A 2,404-nucleotide genomic window follows, 5' to 3' on the forward strand; every position below is an offset into this window, starting at 1 on the left:
CGAAGTATCGCGGCTTCGCCCCGACAGGTTTCGTATTGATCCCAGTGCTCGACCGGATGTCATGGCATGGCGAGCGGCGCGGGAGCGCGGCGATGGCGAACTGGCGGGTGCGATCGCCGATGAAATGTTCGACCGCTCGAACTCCCATGGCGAGAATATCTCAATCCTAGACCGGGGGACATATACCGTGACCCGGACGACCTATTCGCAGCAGAAGGCTAAGGAATATCGTGAGGTCATCTTTGCGCAACTGAGCAGGGAAGAGACGTTCGCACTCAAATGCACGGACGGCAAATTCAACACTGCCTATCGCGGCACGATCAGGGCGCAGGACAGACAATCCTTTGGTAAATGGCCTCGACCAGACAATGCATTGGGACAGGGCCTGTGAAGGCCGCAGTTGCGACCGGTGAACTCGCGGCGGGTTTCCGCCGCCGGCTTGTCATACCAGTCCTGATGGCGATAGCGCAGCATAGCATCGCGCGGATATTGCCTGCGTGTAGCGCGGCGACGCCCGTGCCCTGCCTTGCCCACTACCCAAACGCTCCGTCGGGGCTGATGCAAATGCTTAGATAAATCCTGAAAGCAAAGGCCCAAGATAAGGGCGGGTACTTCAACAAGGCCTGACGGGACTGTCCTAAAACTGCACATTAGACAATGGAGCCTAGAAAAAACTCTAGGAACGGCTATATCGTCACTACGACCATGACAGCTATCATTCTCGCCATCTTGGGCATTACCCTCTTTGCGCTCTGCAGCGCCGTAGATGCGGCATGCGAGCGAGCGCTTGTTGTTGCAACCAAGTTTGCAGCTTATCGGCGCAAGTTGGCATTTCTGGATGCTCACGCCAGCGGCACAGATGCAACCGGCGGAGGTGCATTCGCTGCGCTCGCTCGCCGCATTCTGCCAGAACCAGACCCTTTCCCTCGATAAACGCCTGGGCCGATCGGGCCCAAGCGGTGGATTTCAGCGAACCAGCGAATCCAGCGAACCTTCGCTGCATTCGCTGAACAGCGAATATCGAGGGAAATGCCTGTGCCAAAAAATGAGAACCCTATCACGCAAGCTATACACGATGGCGCCGCGGACGAGACGCTGCGCGAATTCGGCAATGACATAGAAAAGGTCAACGCCAACCAGGTGGCAACCCGTTTGGGCATGACCCGGGCAAATCAGGCCTTCTATGAAAAGTTCGCCGACTGGAAGAAGCGCCGGATCGAAGAAGGCGTACTCCATGCAGAGATGGCGCCCCTGCAGCTGCGGGAAGGTCTCGCGCAGCGGCTCGAACTCTCAAAGCAGGAAATCCTTGCTTACGCTTGTGGCATGACGGGTAAAGCGGTCGCCGAATATCGGGAGGAATGTGGCAAGGATAAGGGTCTCTACCGGGAGAAGGTCGCCACGCTCGAGACGAGGGTCGTCACCTTGCAGGTGGAAGTGGCGGAGAAAGATGAGCGCATCGCGTCCTTGGAGAAGCAGCTGAAATTTGCGGGCGGTCAGCTGGTAGTCCTGGAGACGCAGTTGGCAACCGAGCGAGGGAAGGGCGAGGCGCTGCAATCCATGAATGTCGAACTCATCCGGCTCGCAGGCGAGAACTGGAAGCCGGTCGAACAGGCCAAAACAGATGAGCAGTTGGCCAATACGCAGGTCGAGGACCATTGGGAAACCGATCTGCCGATCGACACAACCCGGTATGATCTGGAAACGGAAGACGATGATGATGAGGCGGCAGCCTAGCAAGGCGCAGCCCGACCAAGGGCGGCTTCTCCAGAGAGGCCGCCCTTTTTTATTGCCGCAGCAGGAAAAGCGACCCTGTCCCCAGGTCGCGGAAGAAGAAATGATTGGGAGAACATCTGCCGTGAACCGGCAGGTGAAGGGAAAAAAGAGCAGTCAGCTCGGCCAGCCTCGCCGGTTTCACCAACAGGAGAAGCCGTAATGATAAATACCAAACACCTGGATCCCACATTCGAACGCCGCGCGATGCGTCTCGAGCGCCATCCCGGCTATCGAGTGCTGCGGGCGGTGCCGCCGGCCTTCAGCAACATGCCGGATGACGGCTGCCCGCCCGATGGAAAGTGCGTGGCGCTGGTTGACCTGGAAACGAGCGGGCTCAACCCCGAGGAAGACAAAATCATCCAGCTGGCGCTGATGCTTGTGTGGGTAGGTGATGACGGTGAAGTCCTCAACCATTTTGGTCCGATCGCCTGGTTCGAGGATCCGGGCATTACGCTGGACCCGCGGATCACGATGCTCACGTCAATCCGGTCACAGGATCTGAGCGGCAAGAGCATTCCCGACGCAACGGTTATGGGAATGCTTTCGCGGGCCGATCTGCTGGTAGCGCATAATGCTACATTTGAGATTGGCTGGCTCGAGCGCCGGTATCCCCAACTTCAAGGTGCACCGT

3 protein-coding genes are annotated in these 2,404 nt (G+C 58.0%); all 3 read left to right on the forward strand.

Annotated features, from left to right (window positions below; translation table 11 throughout):
• Positions 1–391: hypothetical protein (locus ACEW8G_RS15460; RefSeq protein WP_373489288.1), on the forward strand; the 391-nt coding region annotated here is incomplete at its 5' end.
• 644 nt (positions 392–1,035) lie between these two features.
• Positions 1,036–1,734 carry a hypothetical protein gene (locus tag ACEW8G_RS15465; protein WP_373489289.1) on the forward strand — a complete coding sequence of 233 codons (699 nt, stop codon included), beginning with the start codon at positions 1,036–1,038 and terminating at the stop codon, positions 1,732–1,734.
• Positions 1,735–1,932: 198 nt separating this feature from the next.
• Positions 1,933–2,404, forward strand: a 472-nt coding sequence (locus tag ACEW8G_RS15470) for an exonuclease domain-containing protein (protein WP_373489290.1), incomplete at its 3' end; no start/stop codon positions are given.

The organism is Blastomonas sp., from assembly GCF_041747255.1.
GTDB lineage: Bacteria > Pseudomonadota > Alphaproteobacteria > Sphingomonadales > Sphingomonadaceae > Blastomonas.